The 22,501-nt window shown below is 41.6% G+C and carries 18 protein-coding genes and 1 pseudogene; 10 read left to right on the top strand and 9 right to left on the bottom strand.

All coding sequences use genetic code 11. The features are described from left to right. Positions 1-18: 18 nt before the first annotated feature. Positions 19-2,517 carry a phosphoenolpyruvate synthase gene (gene ppsA / locus NSTCB13_RS02215; protein ID WP_448271237.1) on the bottom strand — a complete coding sequence of 833 codons (2,499 nt, stop codon included), beginning with the start codon at positions 2,515-2,517 and terminating at the stop codon, positions 19-21. A 196-nt stretch (positions 2,518-2,713) separates the two neighbouring features. Here ppsA and NSTCB13_RS02210 point away from each other — a divergent pair, with 196 nt between their 5' ends. Further along, positions 2,714-3,118 carry a hypothetical protein gene (locus NSTCB13_RS02210; RefSeq protein ID WP_445632017.1) on the top strand — a complete coding sequence of 135 codons (405 nt, stop codon included), beginning with the start codon at positions 2,714-2,716 and terminating at the stop codon, positions 3,116-3,118. An 898-nt stretch (positions 3,119-4,016) separates the two neighbouring features. On the opposite strand, the gene NSTCB13_RS02205 is transcribed toward NSTCB13_RS02210, so the two are convergent. From NSTCB13_RS02205 to NSTCB13_RS02180, 6 genes are all read right to left on the bottom strand, one after another. Further along, positions 4,017-5,249: an aspartate aminotransferase gene (locus NSTCB13_RS02205; RefSeq protein WP_448271236.1), complete on the bottom strand. Its 1,233-nt coding sequence runs from the start codon at positions 5,247-5,249 to the stop codon at positions 4,017-4,019. Then, positions 5,246-6,436, bottom strand: a complete 1,191-nt coding sequence (locus NSTCB13_RS02200) for an iron-containing alcohol dehydrogenase (protein WP_448271235.1) — start codon at positions 6,434-6,436, stop codon at positions 5,246-5,248. The genes NSTCB13_RS02205 and NSTCB13_RS02200 overlap by 4 nt, the downstream gene beginning before the upstream one ends. Before the next feature lie 31 nt (positions 6,437-6,467). After that, positions 6,468-6,635 carry a hypothetical protein gene (locus NSTCB13_RS02195; protein WP_448271234.1) on the bottom strand — a complete coding sequence of 56 codons (168 nt, stop codon included), beginning with the start codon at positions 6,633-6,635 and terminating at the stop codon, positions 6,468-6,470. Positions 6,636-7,131: 496 nt separating this feature from the next. Further along, positions 7,132-7,653, bottom strand: a complete 522-nt coding sequence (locus NSTCB13_RS02190; RefSeq protein ID WP_448271233.1) for a DUF2518 family protein — start codon at positions 7,651-7,653, stop codon at positions 7,132-7,134. An 866-nt stretch (positions 7,654-8,519) separates the two neighbouring features. Beyond that, positions 8,520-9,953, bottom strand: a complete 1,434-nt coding sequence (locus tag NSTCB13_RS02185; RefSeq protein WP_448271232.1) for an O-antigen ligase family protein — start codon at positions 9,951-9,953, stop codon at positions 8,520-8,522. Further along, positions 9,935-10,777, bottom strand: coding sequence for a hypothetical protein (locus NSTCB13_RS02180; protein ID WP_448268525.1), 843 nt, complete (start codon positions 10,775-10,777; stop codon positions 9,935-9,937). The genes NSTCB13_RS02185 and NSTCB13_RS02180 overlap by 19 nt, the downstream gene beginning before the upstream one ends. Positions 10,778-10,904: 127 nt before the next feature. On the opposite strand from NSTCB13_RS02180, the gene NSTCB13_RS02175 reads away from it, so the two are divergent. The 5 genes from NSTCB13_RS02175 (at position 10,905) to NSTCB13_RS02155 (ending at position 16,496) form a co-directional block, all read left to right on the top strand. Beyond that, positions 10,905-11,993 carry an NAD(P)/FAD-dependent oxidoreductase gene (locus NSTCB13_RS02175; protein ID WP_448271231.1) on the top strand — a complete coding sequence of 363 codons (1,089 nt, stop codon included), beginning with the start codon at positions 10,905-10,907 and terminating at the stop codon, positions 11,991-11,993. A gap of 508 nt (positions 11,994-12,501) precedes the next feature. Further along, positions 12,502-12,876, top strand: a complete 375-nt coding sequence (locus tag NSTCB13_RS02170) for a hypothetical protein (protein ID WP_445629844.1) — start codon at positions 12,502-12,504, stop codon at positions 12,874-12,876. Between the two features lie 196 nt (positions 12,877-13,072). After that, entirely contained in the window at positions 13,073-13,873 is an 801-nt protein-coding gene (locus NSTCB13_RS02165) for an SIMPL domain-containing protein (protein WP_448271230.1), read from the top strand. Between the two features lie 689 nt (positions 13,874-14,562). Further along, on the top strand, positions 14,563-14,970 hold the full coding sequence (locus NSTCB13_RS02160) for a VOC family protein (protein ID WP_448271229.1): 408 nt from the start codon (positions 14,563-14,565) through the stop codon (positions 14,968-14,970). Positions 14,971-15,581: 611 nt separating this feature from the next. Then, entirely contained in the window at positions 15,582-16,496 is a 915-nt protein-coding gene (locus NSTCB13_RS02155) for a bestrophin family protein (RefSeq protein ID WP_448271228.1), read from the top strand. A 170-nt stretch (positions 16,497-16,666) separates the two neighbouring features. On the opposite strand, the gene NSTCB13_RS02150 is transcribed toward NSTCB13_RS02155, so the two are convergent. After that, a complete protein-coding gene (locus tag NSTCB13_RS02150) occupies positions 16,667-17,515 on the bottom strand; it encodes a M28 family peptidase (RefSeq protein WP_448271227.1) in 849 nt (282 codons plus the stop codon). A gap of 326 nt (positions 17,516-17,841) precedes the next feature. On the opposite strand from NSTCB13_RS02150, the gene dnaK reads away from it, so the two are divergent. Together dnaK and NSTCB13_RS02140 are read left to right on the top strand one after the other, a co-directional pair. After that, positions 17,842-19,911: a molecular chaperone DnaK gene (gene dnaK, locus NSTCB13_RS02145; protein ID WP_448271226.1), complete on the top strand. Its 2,070-nt coding sequence runs from the start codon at positions 17,842-17,844 to the stop codon at positions 19,909-19,911. Positions 19,912-20,044: 133 nt separating this feature from the next. After that, positions 20,045-21,041 (top strand): annotated as a pseudogene (locus NSTCB13_RS02140) (DnaJ C-terminal domain-containing protein). Here the strand turns inward: NSTCB13_RS02140 and NSTCB13_RS02135 are convergent. After that, positions 21,030-21,332: a type II toxin-antitoxin system prevent-host-death family antitoxin gene (locus tag NSTCB13_RS02135; RefSeq protein ID WP_448271225.1), complete on the bottom strand. Its 303-nt coding sequence runs from the start codon at positions 21,330-21,332 to the stop codon at positions 21,030-21,032. The pseudogene NSTCB13_RS02140 and the gene NSTCB13_RS02135 overlap by 12 nt on opposite strands. Before the next feature lie 138 nt (positions 21,333-21,470). Here NSTCB13_RS02135 and NSTCB13_RS02130 point away from each other — a divergent pair, with 138 nt between their 5' ends. Both NSTCB13_RS02130 and NSTCB13_RS02125 read left to right on the top strand, forming a co-directional pair. Then, positions 21,471-21,995 (top strand): J domain-containing protein, encoded by a 525-nt coding sequence (locus tag NSTCB13_RS02130; protein WP_445632018.1) that lies wholly within the window; start codon positions 21,471-21,473, stop codon positions 21,993-21,995. A 31-nt stretch (positions 21,996-22,026) separates the two neighbouring features. After that, positions 22,027-22,299: a DUF3143 domain-containing protein gene (locus NSTCB13_RS02125; RefSeq protein ID WP_322694563.1), complete on the top strand. Its 273-nt coding sequence runs from the start codon at positions 22,027-22,029 to the stop codon at positions 22,297-22,299. Positions 22,300-22,501: the final 202 nt, after the last annotated feature.

Raw genomic sequence — 22,501 nt, 5'->3', positions numbered from 1 at the left:
GCCTCTAACTGGCATAAATTACGAATTACTACCCTCGACTTTTGCCACTTCCAGCATTGTCTTTAAAACCGAATCTGGATTTAGACTAATCGAGTCAATTCCCTGTTCAACCAAAAACTGGGCAAATTCTGGATAGTCGCTGGGTGCTTGTCCACAAATGCCGATTTTGCGATCGCATTTTTTCGCTGTTTCTATGACCATTTTTACCATTCGCTTGACAGCTGGACTGCGTTCATCAAACAATCGCGCTACTAACGCCGAATCTCTATCTATCCCTAGTGTCAATTGAGTTAAATCATTAGAACCAATTGAGAACCCATCAAATACCTCAGCAAATTCCTCAGCCAGAATCACATTACTGGGCAACTCACACATCACATAAACCTGCAAGCCGTTAACACCTTGCTTTAAACCATTTTTTGCCATTTCTGCTAAAACCAAACGCCCCTCGTCAGGAGTGCGGCAAAAGGGAATCATGGGGATGACATTTGTCAAACCCATTTCTTCCCGTACCCGTTTGATCGCATGACATTCTAAGGCAAAAGCTTCTCTGTAACCTTCATCGTAGTAACGCGCCGCCCCTCGCCAACCTAACATTGGGTTTTCTTCATGAGGTTCAAACTGTCGTCCACCTAATAAATTGGCATATTCATTACTTTTGAAATCTGAGGTTCGGACTATCACTGATTTGGGATAAAATGCTGCGGCAATTCTACCAATGCCTTGAGCTAATTTATCTACAAAATATTGGGGTTTATCGTTATAAAGTGCGGTAATATCAGCAATTTTAGCTTTGGCAAATTCATCTTTTAACGAGTCATAGTGAATCAAGGCCATTGGATGAATTTGAATTTGGTTCGCAATGATAAATTCTGTGCGCGCTAAACCTACGCCATCGTTGGGAATTGCCGATAAACTCAATGCTTCTTGGGGATTACCCACATTCATTAAAATTTTAGTGCGGGTGCGGGGTAAGTTTTCTAAAGGAACTTCTTTAACTTCAAAAGGTAATAAGCCTGGATAAACTTTTCCTTCTTCCCCTTCAGCGCAAGAAATTGTTACCTCTTCACCAGGTTTCAAGATGTCCGTAGCATTGCCGCATCCCACGATCGCAGGTACACCCAATTCTCGCGCAATTATTGCTGCATGACACGTGCGGCCTCCAGAATTGGTGACAATTGCACTAGCGCGTTTCATAATTGGTTCCCAATCGGGATCGGTTCTCTCTGTCACCAAGACTTCCCCAACTTGGAACTGTTCTAGTTTCTGAACATCCAAAATTAGGCGTGCTTTTCCCTGACTAATTGCTTCCCCAATCGCACGTCCCGTAACCAGAGGGATTGGGGATTGAGAATCAGAGAGTGAGGAGTGGGAATTTTCCCCATTCCCGATTCCCCATTCCCGATTCCCCAATAACAAACGATAACTCCGCAACACATTTCCCGTCTTCTGTGACTGGACGGTTTCGGGACGCGCTTGCACAATAAAAAGTTGGTTCGTAATCCCATCTTTTGCCCACTCGATATCCATTGGAGTAAAAATGCCGTGGACTTGGGAATAATGGTCTTCAATTAAACACGCCCAACTTGCTAGTTGTAAAATCTCTTCATCACTCAGAGCGAATTTACCTCTTTCGCTGGGTGAAACCGAAACATTTTTCGTAAATTTGGAGCCGTCATCATAAATCATTTTCAGTTCTTTACTGCCCAATCTTTTATCGATAATTGGACGGAAACCAGCTTTTAAAGTTGGTTTAAAAACATAATATTCATCGGGATTGACAGATCCTTGGACAACATTTTCACCTAAACCGTAGGCGGCTGTAATTAGTGCCGCATCCTTAAAACCTGTTTCTGTATCAATGGAGAACATCACCCCAGAGGTTGCCAAGTCAGAGCGCACCATTTTTTGCACACCCACAGCCAGAGCAATGCTAAAGTGGTCAAATCCCTTGGCGTGGCGATAAGAAATAGCGCGATCGGTAAATAGAGAAGCAAAGCATTTATGACAAGCTGCTAAAACTCCTTCAACACCGACAACGTTGAGGTAAGTTTCCTGCTGTCCAGCAAAACTAGCATCGGGAAGGTCTTCAGCAGTAGCGCTGGAACGGACTGCTACATCTGTGTCTGCATGGTATCGTTCGCAGAGACTATGGTATGCTGTGGCGATCGCCTCGCGCAATTCTACAGGAAATGGTGTGTGGATTAAGAGCGATCGCGCTTTTTTGCCGCGTTCTCGTAAATTTTTGACATCTTCAACATCCAAGTCAGCAAAAAGTTTGCGTAGCTTTGCTTCTAACCCCGCTGATTGAATGAAATGACGATAAGCGTAAGCAGTAGTGGCGAATCCTGTGGGAACGTTAATGCCTTTGGGTGTTAACTGTTGAATCATTTCCCCTAGTGAGGCATTTTTACCACCAACTACTGGGATATCAGCAATTCCAATTTCATCAAACCACAAGATGAGCGATCGCTCTTGGGCAGATATAGACAAAGTGCTTTTAGATACTGTAGTCATAAATATTACCTTTTCAGTTTATACTCAATTTGTAAATGCATAACTGCTACTATATTTATTTTTCCCATATTCAACTTGAGATTTTTAGTTCTGTCGAGAAGTTTGATATTTGGCGATGAAATCCAAAACTATAAGTAATAAAAATTCACAATTATTCAGTTTAATAACTCGATTAAAATACCGGATGTAATACATGATGGTGCAGCTAGAACGACTCCTGAAAATGGCAGAAGATGAACTAACTGAATACAGTACTGATGCCCGTAAAATAGAAAAACTACGCCGTAAAATAGGTTTAACAGTATCCGCAACAGAACAGCAGCAAGTGAAAGAGGCATTACTCGCTAAGATGAAATCTAATATAATTACCCAAGTCGTGGAAGAACAAAGACAAGCAGTAGCCTTACCATTTTGGGGAATTGCTGGATTGGGTTTGCTATTAGGAATTTCTTTAAATCAACCCATAGGCTTGTTAGCGTCCATAGTTGGAACTGTCTTAGCTTATAGAATTCAGAAATGGGGTTGGAAATTACAGGCAAATCGTTTATTATTACAAACCTTAGAAAATATTGAAACGCGTATTTCCCAACCCACTAAGTAACAAGAAAGATGTATTTTACAGACAAATTATCTACACTTTTTGTATTATATAATACTTAACGAGTAGTTAATCACTTAATTTACATCTCGTAAGCACTTAACAATTCCTTTGGGATCACCATAGCAAAAAAATTAGATATTGGATTTAAGATTAGGTATTTATTAAGAAAGACAGCAAGCAGAAGGCAGTCTTATAGGAAAATTCCATACTTTTGTCCCTTTCCCCCACTTTCAATACGGTTCGGTTAAAGGTTAAAGGTTAAAGGTTAAAGGTTAAAGGTGAAAGGTTTTTAATACATACATCCTTTACCCTTTCCCCCTTACCCTTTCCCCAGACCACAAGGAAAGTGAAAAATGCTTATCCGAACCGTATTGCCCCCACTTCTGCAAGAAGTCTATTGAATATAGCTACGGGTTGTCTCAACTTGGAAGTCTACGTTAGAGAGTTCACTTGCAATAGCTGTCGCTTCGTATAATCTTATGTGGTGTTCCCCCACCATGCGGAAGCTGGCAATTTGGCAAGTCAAAGTTATTGGCTCTCGACCTCTTGAGTAAATCGTCTAGTTGTAGTATCTTGTGCAAGTAGAATAGCAAATTTGCCCAAAATTTTTTTGAATACTTTCCCTAAAAAGAGAAAAAGCTAGTTCTTCAACAGATATTTCTTTTAAAGCAGCAGTCAATACGCTTGGCTTTGTGAAAAATTGTAGGTTGGATGAAGCAAAGCGCAACCCAACAAACCTATGAAAATGTTGGGTTACTCTTCTCTTCTCTACGAGAGGCTGCGCCAACGAGACGCTACGCGAACGGAATCTTGCTACGTTCCTCAAACGCCACTTGCTTCTCCCAAAAGAACAAGTCGGGAAACTGCAAGGGCGTAATATTGGTTTTCTTTTTTCTCATCAACTAACGAGATCGGCGATCGCTTCTGAAGCAGGGACTACAGCTTCAGGTTGATAGCGGATGCCAGCTTGCTTGAAGCGATGTAAAGCTTCACCCAAGCGATCGCAGTCTGCAATCAAACTGATCCTGACATAACCCTCACCTGCAACCCCAAAGGCATTACCAGGAGTAACCACAACGCCTGTTTGTTGCAACACGTTTAGAGCAAAATCTGTGGAACCAACACCAACGGGACACTTCACCCAAAGATACATCGTCGCCTTGGTTTTGGGGATATCCCAACCCAACTCTCCTAATCCTTGAATCAGGAAATCGCGGCGGGTACGGTAGCGTTGTTGTACCTCGTGTAAATACACATCTGGCAGTTGCAAAGCTGTTTCGGCTGCTGTTTGTAATGCTGCAAAAATGCCATAATCCAAGTTAGTTTTCAGCGTCCGCAAACCTTGAATTACATGGCGGTTGCCCACGACAAAGCCGACGCGCCAACCAGCCATATTGTAGGTTTTAGATAAGGTGTGAAATTCCACACCAATATCTTTCGCACCGGGAATTTCTAATAAGCTAGTGGGTTGATAACCATCAAAAGCTAACTCGGCATAACACAAATCATGCACCAGCAAAATTTCATATTTGCGGGCGAAGGCGACAATTTCTTCAAAAAATTCGCGGGGGGCGGTGGCGGCGGTGGGATTGCTGGGATAGTTGAAATAGAGTATCTTTGCTTGTCTTGCAACTTCGTCAGGAATGGCAGCTAAATCAATTAACCAGTCATTTTCGGGTTTAAGAATCAAACTGTGGATTTTGCCACCAGCGATCGCCGGGCCGCGAAAATGTGCCGGATAAGCTGGGGAAGGAACCAGAACTAAATCGCCAGGGTTAATGTAGGCGATCGCTAAATGGGTTAATCCTTCTTTAGAACCCAGCAGTGGCAAAGCTTCACTATCAGGATCGAGAATCACATCATAACGGCGACGATACCAGTTGGTAATAGCACGGCGGAAACTAGCCGTCCCCTCAAAGGGCGGATAACCGTGATTGGCAGTATCTTTTAAAGCTGCGATCGCCGCTTCGACTACTGGTGCTGGCGTTGCACCATCGGGGTTTCCCATACCCAAGTCAATTAAATCTAACCCTTGTTCCCGTGCTTTAGCTTTCAGTTCATCTAAACGGGCAAATACATAAGGTGGTAGTTTTTGTATGCGTTCTGCTGGGACAATCCAATTTAAACTCATAAAACCTCGTCACTCATTCCCTTGGGCGAAACTCGATTTGTAGTATCTCTACTATCTATAGGTGCAGTGGTAGAAACCATTGCCGCCATCAACTGTTCTGGCGCGACTTTAAACGGTAGTCGATGGATGTCAGAATTAGGAACTAGAGCCATTTCGGCGGCTGTTTGCAATTCACCTAATGTAATATTGCCCAATCCTAAATCACTTAATTTCTGGGGTAGTCCAATTTCTGTGTAGAACTTTAACAACTGTTGCCGTGCTGATGCTGCTAGTTGATTGCCTTGTAGCATTTCTTCTAAACGTAGTTGCACCAAAATCCCAAAAGCAACTTTTTCGCCATGAATACTGCCATGTCCAGAAATATGAGTTAAACCGTTATGCACGGCATGGGCGGCAACTGTGCGACACTGCGCTCCTCCAAGTCCGCCAACTACCCCAGCTAGTAACACAGTAGCATCTACCACTTCTCGCCAAACCTCATTACCTGGTTCTTCCAGGGCGGCGGCTGACTTTTGCAACAAGATATCTCGCAAAACTCGTGCTTGTTGCACCGCAGCAATAATTAAAGTGTCTTGCAAGTGTCCACTGCTAACCGAGGCTTCGTACCATTTAGCGATCGCATCACCAATCCCAGCTATTAAGGTACGTTGCGGTGCAGTTTTAATCAAGTCATAATCGAGTATCAATAAATCGGGACAACGAGATAGCCCCACGTCATAGAGAAAAGCCCCATCTTCCGAATAAACATTCGATAAGGCACTCCAAGCTGCACAAGTAGCCCCGGAAGTCGGAATTGTCACCACTGGTAAATGTAACTGCTGTGCAACTAATTTCGCTGTATCTAGGGCTTTGCCGCCACCAACACCGATAATTACATCAGCTTTATGTTCTTTTGCCTTTTTCTGTAAAGATTTTAGGCTAGCTTCGCAGCAATCTGCACCATAAGAAGCTTGGACAGTATGTAACTGCTGCGCTTCTAAAACTGGTTGTAAATTTTGTTGGCTGATAGCCAGAGTAGACTTACCTGCCACAATTAAGGGACGAATTCCCAAACAGGCAATCTCTGCTGCGGCTGTTTGCAACACCCCAGAACCACGGATTACTTTGGCGGGGGAAACTGTGAGCGTAAAGAATGAACTAGAGGTTTGAGTAGACAAAGAAGGTTGAGTAGAAAAATTATTGGGCATATAATCTCGTTTACCAAAACCTTGATATTTCTTAATAAAATAGACTAGCGATCGAGGATACTTGTTGCCAAACTGGTTTTTGGATGGCTCCAACCTGACACGCGGCCGATTTGGATTTGAGCCAAGCAATTAAATAGACAAGTCTTGTTGCCGCTGATTGAGTAGTTTGACGACATTGCTTGAATCTATAAATACCCATTGGTCTGAAATTCCGAACTATCAAAGTTTTGAATAACCGTATAATTAATTAACATTAACATTGTCAGATTCTCAAGAAAAGCAATCGAGAATTGATAATGTGTAGGCGGTCGTATTATTTGATGCAATTTTTAGCTACAGATATATATGTAAAGGTATGCAAATATATTTCCCTACAACACCTTGATTTGCTGCAAAGAATTTTGAAAATGGCAACAGGGGCAATTAGGACAACAACTGACAAATTACAACTGTCAGTACCCATTACCCCATGCTGATTAACTTTTTCCCACAGTATAACCACTAAAGTGTGAATATCTTAATCTAAAAATAACCATTAATGTATCAGTAAATACAAAATAATGTTTGTCATCCTGATAACAGGTAAATTATTTTATTTTCTGGGATTGGGGATTGGACATAAGAGGCAGAGGAGCAGAGATCCAAAGGGGAAAGACTTACTATTACTGCTCCCCTGCTCCCCTACCCCCTGCCTCTTAAGCAGTAGGTTTTGGCAATTTTGCGAAATTATCTGTGTAAATTTTGACTGTTACTGGGGAATTTTGATGAGATACGAGCGATCGCTTGACCTCACCCAAATAAATTGGGACAGAAATCCCTGTTTCCGGGTGGATAATAGTACGGGCGCGAACTGTCAAATTTCCGTCTTCTCGTGTACCTGAACGACCATAAGAAAAAAGATTGCTAGCTGCTTGACGTAAAGTTGCTTCTAATTGTGTGGGTGTAATTTGGGGTGATGTGGCAATCACCGCTTGTGTTGAGCCATTGTCATAAACTAGAGTGTACCGGGCTGCTCCAGGAATCACAGTCCGACTCAAGGGGACTATTGAGAGTCCAAATAAACCAGCAGTCACCACCAGCATAAAGCCAGTCGTACCCACCAACCGAAAGCGGATGCCCCATTTGAGAATAAAAGCCAAAAATGTCAAGGCAGCAAATACCAAGGTAGCTATACCTGACCATTGGGTGTACTGAAGAAAGTTAGCTGTTGTGAGCATAAGGTTGCTTATGGAGGCGTCTTTTTTTCGTTACCGACACACCCATTTTACCGAGAGCTTACACCATAAGAGTTATCGTAGTCTTTAATGCCAATCAGAATATTAGAGGATGTTTGAAAAGTCCTCTTCTTGGTAGCAAAACGTTCTAGATCCCCCTAAATCCCCCTTAAAAAGGGGGACTTTGAAAGGTTTTGCCCCCCTTAAAAAGGGGGGTTGGGGGGATCAATAAGTGCCTAAAATCACAGCCAACCACTTTTCAAACAACCTCTTAGACTTCTTGCAAAAGTCGGGGTAAAGGGTAAAGAAACTCAAGATCCTTTCCCTTTAACCTGAACACTATCAATAATTGCCGTTCAATCAGCATTTCTGTTTCATTCAGAGCCAATCCTAATTTTAGTCGCCGCGTCGTCAATTCGGCAAAAAACCACATTTTCTTTGGCAGCAATTGCAGCGAGAATCAGGGGATGGAAAAAGTCCTAAACTAGTAAATTAGCCAAAATAAAAGTTTTATCAAATTCTGTTATATTCCAGGTTTAATAATATAAAATCGTCTGCTTTAACAACAATATCTAATTTAATATTATTTTTTTATTTAAATTATTTTGCATTAAATTAAGTTCTGATATATAACCGATAAATCCTGTTTTTGAATCGTGTTTAACTGAATAAAAATAATACATATACAAAAGGGCATCTACAAGAGATGCCCGTCATGCAGGAAAACCCCAAAGGGATGTCCCTACACCTTCCCAACAATCAGCAACAGTGACTAATTAGGTATTAGTCACACTCACAGACGTGAATATAACAATCTTATTAACTTAAAACTCTTAAGTCCCCAGTGCATACACTGAAAAAACTAATACCTAATTTTGACGAGATGTAAGCCTGTCTTTTTCCTGATAACGATGTATTACTCCAGCAATAGCAGCCAAAATTAGCCATGAAAGCGCATTCAAACGAAAATCAAAGAGGGTTACATCTACTGTATTCAATAAAAGCCACCCAACAAAGGACAGAAGATAACTGAAAAATATCAATTTGTCTCCTGTATCTATATCTTTTGACTTTTGCAGTAATTGGACACTTATAATCAAAATCCAAGCTAGTAAGCCACAAAATAAACAAGTACTGGGAAAACCAGTTTCAGCAGATAACATCAAAAACAAGTTATGGGGATGACCCAAGGGAATCTGCATCTTTGCTTTGTAAAGTGTACTAAAACTGCGTAATCCCCAACCAGTCCAAGGATGTTGTTGAGCTAAAGACCAGGCAAACTCCCACTGAGTTTTTCGCATTAAAGCGACTGGTCTATCTGGATACATATCGTCATTTAACCTTGCCCAAAAGAAGGCAGGAACTACGAAGCGGAAAATGTGAGCGACTGATGAGGGAGCAAAAGCCGCCAAAAGAATACTAGAGACGATCGCAGCAACGCTACCTACAAGAATGCGCCAACCTTGGTAGAGTGCATAAGCTAAACAGGCAAAAATAGCGATCGCCCACCCATTACGTGAGTTGGTGAAAATTAAGGCAATGAAATTTGTAATTACCGCCACGGTTAGGAAGAGAAAGGGGACTGGAGACTGGGGCGCAGTCAGTTTTTCCCCCCTGCCCCTTTGCCCCCCCGTCACTGAGTGTAGCCGTTGGCGCAGCCTCTCCAAGAGTTGTGCTGCACCTCTGCCTCTTATGCCCAATCCCCAATACCTCATCCCTAATCGCCATTGTTCGATCCACAACCCTAGACTAAGGATGAAAACTATTACTAGATAAGCTGCGAAGGTGTTAGCGTGCAAGAAAAGTGAAGCGATACGACCTGGTGGGTTTCCGCCTGGTGTGATTGTCCAACTAAACACAACCCACACAAACTGGAACTTGAAACTCCAGCCTAAAAATAATTGTCCCAAGCCCATAATCGCTACTGGTATGGAACCGATCGCTAAAGCCCAAGCCATTTGCCGCAATTGGGCAAATGTTTGAATCAGAACGCTATGGGCAGCGAAAAGTAAAAAGAATGGTAATAAATTAAATAAGCCGAGGAAAGCTGCTGTTTTGTCTTGGGCAAACCCAGCACTGACGATCAGTAATACACTCAACAGGGCAAATCCCCAATTGAGGGGGCGGCGATTAATTTTGCGGGATTGTTTCAGCCAAGTTATTAATGAGACAAAACCTACAGTTACAGCCCCCACAAAAGGACTCAATGGGAAGATTAACAGTGCCCATAGAGAGTAGTTCCAAGAAGATTGCCAACGAGACTTGAAATATTCAAAAACCTTGTTCAAGCTGGCTCCCAACATTCCTCACGAGTGAGGCGAATTTGAGCTAAGGCGAAGATGGTGGGGATGATTCGACCATAGTTAGTAGCGATCGCTCTCCAGCCCAAATCTGCAATAAACCAAGTCCACATCACTGGCCCAATCACGGCAAACATCGTGCGGGCTGCCCCATAACGAGCTGCACTTACTGTCATACCCCGTTGCGCCATTTGCATTGCTACATAGCTTTGAAATTGGGTTGCAGCTGCTTCTGTGCCTGTAATCGCCGCTTGTTTGGCTACTTCATAAGTAGCAAAGTGGATAGCGAATTGACGGGCAATTTGCTTAAGTACAAGTGGCTGGAGAACAGAAGTAACCGCGATCGCACTACCGCCTTTGAAAAGCAACCCCAAGGGATCGGGCTGCAATAAAAGTGGTAGCGGTTCTTTTAGTTCTGATTTGATCAGGTGACGCTGCACTCGGAGAGTCAATTTTTGTTTTTCCTGTTCCGGCAATTTTTTCCACACCTGTCCTAATAGATGTAAAAATACTTCTGCTTCTAAATCAATGGTTGCCAGCTGATTAGAATAGGGAATTTTGAGGTACTTACATACTTGAACTAACGCTTGTCGGTAAGTTACCTGTCCTGTGCGTCCTCGTAATACTGTCATCCCATCTGCCGCCAAAAAACGAAAGCGGCCCTCTAGTGCATCTAACCAAGCTTTGCGGTCTTGGCTTTGCACTTCGATGGGTTCGGGTGTGTGTACATAGTCTAAGGGATTGAACTTACGACTAAATAGAATTGCCGTTAAGTCTTGCAATTCTTCTTCGGTCGCTAATTCTAGCGCCGCCCTCATTTCATCCAATTTCCCTTCCTCCCTTCCGTGCAGCTTTCTGTACCTTATTCTACTATTAGCTTTCAGCAGTCATTAGTAGTAATTTTGTCCTTTGATAATAACTAATGACCAATAACTAACTAAGGACTATTGACTCATGACTGATATTGCAGTGATTGGTGCCGGAATTGCCGGTTTAGTCTGTGCCCAGCAGTTAAGTCAAGCTGGATATTCTGTGGTAGTGGTGGAAAAGTCGCGTGGTTTGGGAGGAAGACTAGCTACACGCCGCCTGTATGGAACTTTGGCGGATCATGGGGCTTGTTACCTGAAACCAAAGGGTGAATTATTAGAACGTTTTGTAGAGATATTGCGCGATCGCCATATCCTCGAAGTTTGGACAGATGAGGTTTACGAACTTACAACAGGCGCTCCTTTATCTGAACCGAAAAACCGCAGCCCGCGTTATGTTGCGCCTGGGGGGATGAGTGCGATCGCTAAATCCCTCGCCCCAGGTTTAGAAATATTACTGAATCAGCGTGTCATAGCTATTACCCCAACTGCCGAAGATAGCTGGCGTTTGACTCTGGAATCTAGTAATGAAGAATTAACCGCAAAAGCTATAGTTGTCGCTATTCCTGCACCCCAAGCTGTGATGTTATTGGAATCTTTGGGTGAGAGTGTATTGGATGCAGCCTTTTTTGATAACTTGCGTTCTGTAGAATTTTATCCTTCAATTAGTGCGATCGCGGGATATCCTTCTACATCCCAACCCCTCCCTCAGTGGAAAGCTTTAACTTTTGTGGATAATGCTGATTTAGCATGGATTGGTTTGGATAGTAGCAAGCGTCCTAACCCTCAACAACCACATTTTGTGGTGCAAAGTAGCGCTGATTTTGCCCAACGTCATCTAGAATCACAGGATTTACTACCTGCGGGACAATATATGTTGCAACGAGCAGCTGAATCTCTGTCCCTTCCTTGGCTGAATACTCCCGAATGGATGCAAGTACATCGTTGGCGTTATGCCTTTCCTAGCCATCCTTGGCACGAAGCTTTTTTGTCTGCTGAAACTCCCTTACCTTTAGTTTGCTGTGGTGATTGGTGTGGCGGCAATCTTGTCGAAGGTGCGATGCTTTCTGGATTAGCTGCAGCTGATGAAATTAATCATCAGTTACGTCATCTATCTTTTGATAATGTGAATTTTTTAAACGTTTTTGCTCAATCATTTCATCTGTCGCTAGACTGATCCTGCACTATTGTGAGTCGCTATTTTTCTGACTGACTAAATCAAAGTGCAACAAATAAGTTTTTTAAATGAAATAGCAAATTTTGCTGCGAACCTAAAAAGTGATGCCAATTACCCAAAAAGCTTAACTTCAGAAAAAACTTGTTCCTAATTCAAGTGCTTTTGTTGCTGTTAATCTTGATCCCCTAGCTTTTGTGCTGCGTTTTATGTAGATTTCTGCCTTTTTGGCATAAATTTGAAATAATTAGGATTATAAATATAAAATGTCGGTAACTTACCAGCTTATTGGACGCTGTTTTAATAAGTCATGCTGTGAAACAGTATAAACTTTAACTAAAATAAGCAAAGCCAAATGTCTGAGATTGTACCAAGATAAAAGGCTAGTTTCGGGGTTGATTGCATCTGTAAGTTAAATTACTTTTAACTGATTGTCATCACGAAGTTGCCATCTAAAAAAGTTATTCTCTCCACCAAGCATTGACTTGATTAAAAAAGGAGTTTAAAAACCATGAAAACGGTAGTCAATTTAACACAACAATCAATAGTGAGAGAAATTGAAAGTATTTTGAATACATATCCATCCCATCCATATCAACAAGCCTTTGCGATTCCTGATTTACGCCAAGAGCTAATTACTTTCGTCCTCAACCGCATTCCCTCCTTTTACAGCGTCGTGTCTGATGAACAGATTCCAGCGGAGGCTGAACAAGGAAGCTTGGCTTATTACAAATTGCCTCGTAAACCCTTAGAGCAGCAACTACATTTACAGAATTTGATTCACCAAGGCATTTGTCTAATCGTTCAAGAAAAGTCAGATTGGATTAGCCATCGTGTTTGTGAAACAGTTCAACCAGCTTGTGAACCCTCTCACTGGTTTGGTTAATAGTTCTAACAAGATTTGGCTCGTTGCTGAGATATCATAACGTCCGTAGTGAATTTTGAATTTTTGAGCTAATCCCACGGCTAAAGTCTGTGGGATTAGCTCAAAATTTTTTTAAGTATATTCCTCTTGAGGTGTAAACTTTGACAATTACTAAGTTCAAAGGATATCCCAGGATATGAGAAAAATAACTGCTCTAATGCTAAGTATTTCCGTGAGTATCGGGATGGAAGCATTAACACCCAAAGTCACTAATGCCCAATTGTTTTATCCACCAGCAAGCGATCGCCATTCATTAATGGTAATTGGTCAAGGGGTAGTGAGAGTGCCAGCAGATACGGCGGATATTGAGTTGGTATTCAGTAGCGGAGATAGCAATGATGAGTTACAAACGCAACCATCATCTCTACCCGAAACCAGCCCCATATCCTCACAAATTCTACTTTTAAATTACAAAACAGCAGTAGAATCTTTACCAAGCAAAAAATCCCTAAATAAAGCAACTCTTCAGCCTGTAGTTAATAGCCTAGTTGCTAAAGGCATTAGTGTTGATAAAATTCAAGTGCAGATTAATCCTAATTCCAACGAAAATAACGCCAAGATATTGGTGAGACTAGAAAAACCAACGCGCGATCGCGTTCAGGAAATTGTGGCTACAGCGAACAAAACAACGAGTGAACTCGAAAACCTTTCTGTCAAGAGTGTGGGTGTTGAGTACGCGGTAAATGACTGTCAGGCTTTGCAAAGTTCAGTTTATCAATCAGCGATGAAAGATGCTCAAAGCCGCGCTCAGGCTTTAGCAACTGCAATGGAAGTTAAGCTTAGTACTCCTTCTGTCGCGGAGCCATTTTACACATTATTTTATCCCTCATGTAGTTCTAAAACTGGAGTTCCTTTGCCATCGTTTGCTAGTTTTTTATTATCACCAGCTTACGATCCAGAAGCACCGGCAGAAGTTGAAATGAAAAAGGATATTTTTGTAACATATACAACGAAATAAACATTTATATTTAGGGCGATCGCACTTTGATTTAGTCAAAATTGCAAGTGCGATCGCTTAACTTTTTTCTTCTGAGTCGAATCAAGAAGGATAGGTGCGATCGCGCTGATTGTTGACTTAATATTTATGACTAATTTATATTTATTTTACTGCACAGCTATAATATGCGTGTTCATAATCAAAATCAAATACTCACTTGAATCTAGATTAGATTGCTGATATCAAACTTCAACAGTGAAAAAACTCCAGAAATGTTTGTGACAAATCTGGAGCCAGGAAAGATACGCATTTACCTATACCAAATTTTCACCTTGAGAAAAACCTACGTCATCAGGGTATACACTCAAATGTAGATAAAAATATTTGAGGATTTTCGTTTATACTCCTTCTCTATTGGAAGTAACGCAAAACAGCCCCAGATAAACTGAGGCTGTTTTGCGAGAGTTGTTTGGTATCAGAGGTACATCAATAAGTGATGCCCATATTAAATATAGATAATTCAGTATGCATCCTTATTCAGCTATCTTTTGCCATATCAGGATAATTGCAAAAATTTTTATAGCTTTTTTCAAAAAAAAAACTCCAGATGCACTTAAGGCATTCTGGAGCAGTAACAGGTTTCTAACATCAATCAATTTTTACATCTGCGATCGCCCGATGTCGTTAGGGTATATACTCAAATGTGTTTTATGTCTACTCATCCGCAAATCGACCAACAAATTACCTTCTTTTCTACCCATAACCTCAATGTATCTACAGAATTCTACGAACAAAAGCTAGGTTTGGAGTTATGGCTTGACCAAGGAACCTGCCGAATTTATACTGTTAGTGGTTGTGGATACTTAGGATTGTGTCAAGCAAGCGAAACATTGGCTCCTGCAAGCGATAAGCAATCAAGTGTTATTTTTACCCTAGTAACACAGCAGGTAGATGAATGGTTTGAATATCTCAAAAAACGTGGCGTCGAATTTGAAAAGCCACCGACACTAAATGAAAAGTACAACATTTACCATTGTTTTTTCCGCGATCCTGATGGTTATTTGATTGAAATTCAACGTTTCGAGACTAACGACAACAAAAAAGACATAACCCAATAAGTTATGTCTAGATGTTTAATGTACAGGGCAGGATTTTTACAGGCTAGAACTTTTTGATTTACTAAGGTACATAATACCGACTAATGCTGTATAAACATCATCGATAGGAATATACCTTTTCTTTCATAGATTTATCGGAATAAAATGTGGAGCTTATGCAGCCACAGAAGAATTTTTACATTTGTTTACAATTGCTGCTTATGTATCGCTTTTGACTTTTATATAATGTCTATCTAATTGACCGACATTCCTTGATGGTACAAGCCCCTAGATTCATCTATGGAGTTAATCTAAAATCTAAAATCTAAAATTCCCAAGCCCCTAGATTTATCTATGGGGTCAATCCAAAATCCAAAACTTGTACTGAGCGAAGTCGAAGTATCTAAAATCCAAAATTGTTTGACGATCAAAAAACTCTCTGTGGAAATCCTGATTTAACCAGAGTTAATATTGTATCCCAAAAGCTAGAATACATTGTTGCCAGTCTATTATGTTCTTAGCAAAAATATATTTTTAAATATTTATTAATTATGTTAATTTGATAATCATTATTTTTAAGCTAATAAATATTGAGTGTATCGGGTCAATAAATATTTTATTAGGGTGACTACATGATAACCGGAAAAATCAAATGGTTACGCACAGCACTACAGCCTAAAGGTTCAGTGACGAAAGCAATTTTCAAACATATTTTATGGTGTGGAGCTTTCGGATTTTTAATTTCTTTGCTTCACCATTTTGACAAGCCTGTATCTCAACCTATTTTAGGAAGTGTTATTCCTAGTATTGTTTTAGGTTTGTTACTTGTCTTTCGGACAAATACTGCTTATGAGCGATTTTGGGAAGGGAGAAAATGCTGGGGTTCTATAGTAAATAATGTCCGAAATCTGGCGCGGCAAATTTGGGTATCAGTTGATGAAATTTCACCAGAAGATAAAGACAAGAAAATTACAGCATTAAACTTATTGGCGGCTTTTGCGGTAACAACTAAATTACATTTGCGAGGAGAAGCTGTTAATAGCGAGTTAGAAGATTTAATGCCATCGACTAAGTATAGAAAACTGAAGATTATGAATAATCCCCCTATAGAAGTTGCCTTTTGGATAGGAGATTATTTACAGGAACAGTATAATCGTAATTGCCTTAATAGCTACCAGCTAACATCTATGCAAGAGTTATTAAATAATCTTGTGGATAATTTAGGTGCTTGCGAACGTATTTTAAAAACGCCTATGCCGCTTGCTTATGCTATTCATTTGAAGCAATTGCTAATATTATATTGTTTTTTGCTACCATTTCAAATAGTAGAGAGTCTCGGTTGGTGGACAGGTTTAATTTCTGCTTTGGTTGGGTTCACTGTGTTTGGCATTGAAGCCATTGGCTTAGAGATAGAAAATCCCTTTGGTTATGACGCTAATGATTTACCATTAGATGCAATTTGCGAGACAATGAAGCGTAATATTGACGATTTAATTACTTTGACTCCTAATGCGCGATCGCATCAGCAAGATAGTATCAGCAATTGAAAAAAGCTGCATCAAAATAAATCCCAGTGGCGATTTACTCGGTTTGTGCATAATATATATTCCGCAAACATACTGTAGCTGTACCGAGAATTGCAGATAAATCACAACTAAAAAAGAGGTGCGATCGCTAAGTTTTGTTTGGCAAACTATGAACCTCTCCTAATATCTTTTCACAACCGCCGAATCGCCATTTCTAAACCTTCACATACACGAGTCAGAAAATCTAAATCCAAAGTAGCGATCGCATCACTAACTTTGTGATAATGTGGATTTCGCAAGAATGCCGTATCTGTCACCATCATTGCCGAATAACCCAAATCCCAAAATGGAGCATGATCGCTAAGTCTGGTTTGGGGAACTATTAAACCTCGATTTGGCACGGGTAGCCATTGACTAGATACGCCAGCTTTGCGAATATTACGGCTCATCCCAATTAAGTCAGGCAATGTCCGCAAGTTACCAATTAAAGCAATAAAATCACCCGTATCTGGGTAGAAGCGTTCCAGAGGAGGGGGATAACTTTGGGAACCAGGTGTAGAATCCTTATAGCCCAGCATTTCTAAGGAGATCATTAAGCGTAGCTGTTGTTTTTGTTGATGCAACAGAACTGCATAGTCAGCACTACCCAGTAAGCCGTATTCTTCCATATCGAAAGCAACCATTCTTAAGGGATATCTCGCAGGTTCGGCAGCGAATTTTCTCGCTAATTCCAGCAACACCGCTACACCTGTAGCATTATCATCAGCCGCAACTGTTCCCGGAACCCCATCATAATGAGCGCCAATTAAAATAGGTGGCAAATCCTTTTTTTGCCCTTTAGCTTGGGATGCTAAATTTAATATCAAGTTATTACAAGTTTTACCTCTGACTTCAAAGGTGTGGATTTCCACACTCCCCCATTGGGAAAATTGCTGGCGGATATATTCTTGGACAAAAAAATGCCCAGCCGTTGCCATGTAAGGATCGCGTTCTCGCGCGATCTCACTCAGGAAAGTCTGTAATCGCTCTGTTAAATTCAAATCTTTTAAGTAGTAGCAATAATATGAGAATTTTCAGGGACTCAAAAAAGCAGAGCAAGCGTTCTTAAGGTTAACTTACCAATTTGCAGATAACTTAAACAGAAATAGGCGGATATCAAGAATTGAGGCTGCTTGGGCACACCAACCGTCTCAATGCTATCCTAGTCTTGCAACTATCTCCTCTAGCTGCACTTCTTAGCTTACTGCCTTAATGATGAGTATTTGAGTATTATACATTGAGGTGTTTTTATCTTGTAGCACAAAGCTAGAGGTAGTTCCGCCCAATCATAATAAATATATAAGACACTTTAGGAGAAGAGTAACGCATGGGCAAGGTAGTCGGCATCGACTTGGGTACAACCAACTCAGTAGTCGCCGTTATGGAGGGTGGCAAGCCGGTGGTGATTGCCAATGCAGAAGGAATGCGAACAACCCCCTCCGTAGTTGGCTTCAGCAAAGAAGGTGAAAGGGTGGTTGGGCAAATGGCACGGCGACAAACCGTCCTCAATCCTCAAAATACCTTTTTTGCAGTTAAACGTTTCATTGGACGGAAGTATGGCGAACTGAATGCAGATTCCAAGCGTGTACCCTACACCATCCGCAAAGACGAAGTAGGTAATATTAAAATTGCCTGTCCTCGTCTGAATAAAGATTTTGCGCCAGAAGAAATTTCGGCAATGGTGCTGAAGAAATTGGCAGACGATGCTAGTCGCTATTTGGGTGAACCAGTCACAGGGGCAGTGATTACAGTACCCGCCTATTTTAACGATTCTCAGCGGCAGGCAACCCGCGATGCTGGCAGAATTGCCGGTTTAGAAGTACTGCGGATTCTCAATGAACCGACTGCGGCATCTTTGGCTTATGGATTGGATCGGGGTGACACGGAAACTATTTTAGTATTTGACTTGGGTGGTGGCACCTTTGACGTGTCGATATTAGAAGTAGGTGATGGGATCTTTGAAGTCAAAGCTACCAGTGGTGATACGCAACTTGGTGGGAATGACTTTGACAAAATAATCGTAGATTGGTTAGCAGAGCAATTTTTGGAAACAGAAGAGGTAGACTTAAGACGCGATCGCCAAGCTTTACAACGTCTGATGGAAGCGGCGGAAAAAGCCAAAATTGAGCTTTCTGCTGTCAGTGTAACCGAGATTAATTTACCCTTCATCACTGCCACGGCAGATGGCCCTAAACATCTCGAAACTCGTTTAACTCGTTCCCAGTTTGAAGGTTTGTGTGGTGATTTGGTGGGAAGATTGCGGACACCAGTAAAACGCGCCCTCAAAGATGCCGGACTTTCACCTAGAGATATTGAAGAAGTTGTGTTAGTTGGCGGTTCTACACGAATACCAATGGTGAAGCAGCTTGTACGCGACTTGATTGGCATAGAACCCAATGAAAACGTCAACCCTGATGAAGTCGTGGGAGTGGGTGCAGCAATTCAAGCAGGTATTCTTGCAGGCGAACTCAAAGATGTGCTGCTTTTGGATGTCACACCCCTCTCTTTGGGATTGGAAACCATCGGTGGCGTGATGAAAAAACTTATTCCCCGCAACACCACTATCCCAGTACGTCGTTCTGATATTTTTTCCACGTCTGAAAATAACCAAAATACTGTGGAAATTCACGTAGTCCAGGGCGAACGGGAAATGGCAGCAAGCAACAAGTCTTTAGGACGGTTCAAGCTTTACGGCATCCCACCTGCACCACGAGGAATTCCCCAAGTTCAGGTGTCATTTGATATTGATGCTAATGGTATTTTACAGGTAACAGCCCTAGATAGAACCACTGGACGAGAGCAGAGTATCACCATTCAAGGCGCTTCCACCTTGAACGAGTCGGAAGTGAATCGGATGATTCAAGACGCTCAAAAATACGCCGATGTCGATCGCGAACGTAAAGAAAGAATAGAAAAGCGGACTCGTTCTGAGGCGTTGATTTTCCAAGCAGAACGACAACTGAGGGAAGTTGCGCTGGAATTTGGTATGCAGTTTGCCCGCAGCCGCCGCCAGAGAATTGATAATATTTGCCGACAACTGAAGGAAAGTCTTCAAGAAAATAGCGATCGCGGTATCGATCAAGCCTACGCCGACTTACAAGATGCTCTCTACGAGCTAAATCGGGAAGTCCGCCAGACTTATGCTGAAGATGAAGACGATGACTTGTTTGGGACTATCCGTGATATCTTTACTGGCGGTGATAAGGAACGAGAACGCGAATTTCCCAGAGATACATATCGAGAACCCGACTCATACAGTAAAGATTATGGCAGAGACTATGGCAGAGATTATAACCGCGATAATCGTTCTTCCTCTTATGAAAGCCGTCCTCCACGCAAATCCCGCCCCAGCTACCAAGATAACTGGGATGATGAAGAAGACAATGATTGGTTATAAGAAAAGTTAGGAGTAGAGACGCGATTAATCGCGTCTGTACAGGAGTTAAAAATAAATCTTTCAACTCATAACTCCTAACTCATAACTCCTCACTTTTAATTCATCTAAAATCTAAAATTTAAATAATTGAACTATGCAAAATTTGCCGAACTTTCGCGATTACTATGAAATTTTAGGAGTATCTAAAGATGCCTCTGCTGAGGAAATTAAAAAGGTTTATCGGCGGTTAGCAAGGCAATATCACCCCGATCTGAATCCGGGTAACAAAGAATCTGAAGAAAAATTTAAGGATATCGGCGAGGCTTATGAAGTTCTTTCCGACCCAGCCAAGCGATCGCAGTACGATCAGTTTAGCCGCTACTGGAAGCAAAAAGGTTTTGCAGGCAACAAACAAACGCCAAAGGCTAAAACTTGGCAGAGTAGTGCTAGCGATCGCAACGGGAATCAAGATGTAGATCCTAGCCAATTCTCCGACTTTGAAAGCTTTATTAATCAAGTTATTGGTGTCAAAAATAAAAGTGCGGCAAATAACTCCAGTAATGGCAATAATAGCGATCCGTTCCGTTCTCCCAGAACGAAAGTTGCCTATACAGTTAATCCCCCGCCTCGCACCACCCGCCGAGATATAGAAGCCAGATTAACGCTTCCACTAGAAAAAGCTTATCAAGGCGGTAATGAACGCATTCGTTTGGAAGATGGGCGATCGCTAGAAGTTAATATGCCTCCAGGTATGGTAACAGGTCAAACCATCCGTTTGCGGAACCAAGGCGTTGGTGGTGGCGATCTATACTTAAAAATTACCGTTGAACCTCATCGATTATTTAAGCTAGAAGGTTTAAATATCGTCTGCCAAGTACCTGTTACTCCTAGCGAGGCAGTTTTAGGAGGACAGGTAGAAGCACCTACTCTTGATGGCCCTGTGAAAATGACCACTCCTCCTGGAGTTAGGGTCTGGTCAAAAATTTCGACTAGGCAATAAAGGTTATCCTAACGATGCCGGTAAACGTGGCGATCAACTAGTAGAAATTCAAATAGTTACACCGAAAAATATTAGTCAAGAAGAACGGGAACTTTACGAAAAGTTACGGCAAATTGAAACCTTTAAACCCCGTGCTGATTTAATACGTTAGTGACTCGTCGTTATATTCAGTATACTGTCCACTGTCGAATTGCTTAATACCAACGTCAATCTGACTGCGTAATGCTTCTAAATTGAGTTTTTGCAGTTCTTCTTCAAGGCGCTGGAGTTCATCTATCATCTGTTGAAACGCCTGCGCTTCATGCACTACAACCTCAGCTTTCCCATTCACCGTTAGTACAAGCGGAGACTTTGTTGCTTTTATCTTCTCTACGTAATCTTTGGCATTGCGCTTAAAATCGGTAAGAGTTTGAATATTTTCGAGATTAATTTTGATCTGCATCGCATCTAATTAAATGCTTTATAAAATATTTTATCAGATGCTAGACCTGCTGTGTCTTCTGAAATTCACAAAGGATTTAAAATATAAAAAATATCTTTGAGCAAAGTGACTCAAACAGATGTGAATCAAAACGGGGCAATGCCACAAAGCAGCGAACCAACTTATTACTCCCTGCTAGGACTGCATCCCTGGGCATCGGTAATTGACATTCGTCGCGCTTATCGGCAACTGAGCAAACGCTATCATCCTGATACTACAGACTTGCCGACTGCGATCGCCACTCCCAAATTTCAGCAAATCAACGAAGCTTACGCGACCCTTAGCCATCCAGAACGCCGATTAAGCTACGATTTGAAAATTGGCTATTCCCGCTTTGGAGTGATTCAACCACCCCCTGATTTGAATCATCCCGTCTCCCATTCTCATGACTGGTCAAAATCAGCTTACCTTGATGCGAGCGATCGCCCCTTATCATCTGGCGAAATATTTGCTTTATTTATGCTGGTGTTAACATTTGTAGGTTGTCTGTTATTAGCAGTTGCCATTGGCTTAACTCGTGGCGAGGCTGCTTTCCCAACCCATGAGCTGCAACCAAATACATCTGTACAACAGCAAATTAGCTATATATCGCAACTAATTGCTCATCCGATAATTAAAAATTAAACAATTCCCTAATCCAAAATCAAAAATTCCTATGGCTCTTCTTCCCTCTGATACTCCTTTATATAATCATCCCCTGCCACAAATTGAGCAGTGGCTAAAAGACCAAGGCTGTCAACAAGACGAAACACAAAGGCATTGCTGGCGTGTACAGCGACCCAATTGGCAAGCTGAATTATGGCTTGATGTTGAGCAAATCGTAGTGCGATATATCCAATCTGGGGAAAATGGACAAGATATCCAACGCTCATTCAAGTATTCTCTTAGTCGGAATGATGTAGAAGAAGCTGTGTTTTCTGGGCCATAAGGAAGTGCTTATGTATTATGGGATTTTAATTGTATCAAACCGCCCGATCTGTAATCTGCTTGCACCAACGCATAGCGTTTCGTAGAGAAGAATCGTAGAGTGTGCGTAAGTCCTATATTAACGTGAGTTCGACAAGACCTTTTTTGACCTCTCCCCCAACCCCTCTCCGACACGGAGAGGGGAGCCAAAACCGTAATTTTTC

Source organism: Nostoc sp. DSM 114160, assembly GCF_053470305.1.
This window is presented reverse-complemented; position numbering and strand designations above follow the sequence as displayed.